1 protein-coding gene is annotated in these 443 nt (G+C 41.1%); it reads left to right on the top strand.

Features of this window, described 5'->3' with window-relative positions:
* Positions 1-443: Y-family DNA polymerase (locus tag IFU39_RS32525; protein ID WP_446740360.1), on the top strand; the 443-nt coding region annotated here is incomplete at both ends.

Here is a 443-nt window from a genome sequence, read left to right as displayed (position 1 = left end):
ATTGAGGAGTTTACCGACTTAGTTGAGCCCTATAGTATCGACGAGCTGTTTTGTGACGTCACTGGATCTCTACATCTTTTTGGTAATGACCCGATTGACTTGGCAAGACAAATCCAAGATAAGATTCTTAATGAAACGGGCGTATATGCGAGGGCTGGCATATCAACCAATAAAGTAATGAGTAAGCTTTGTTGTGATATGATTGCGAAGAAAATTGAAGGTGGAGTATTCTTTCTTAGAAAAGAAGAGCTGCATGAGCACATAGGTGATAAACCTATTCGTGATATGTGGGGTATTGGATCAAGAATGGAAAAGCATTTGTGGAAAATGGGGATTCGTACAATCAAGCAGCTTGCAAATACACCCCTATCAAAACTAAGAAGCAAATGGGGCGTAAACGGAGAGGTTATTTGGAGGGTAGCAAATGGACTGGATGACTCTCC

The organism is Paenibacillus sp. CFBP 13594 (assembly GCF_014842675.1).
GTDB classification, from domain to species: Bacteria; Bacillota; Bacilli; order Paenibacillales; family Paenibacillaceae; genus Paenibacillus; species Paenibacillus amylolyticus_B.
This window is presented reverse-complemented; position numbering and strand designations above follow the sequence as displayed.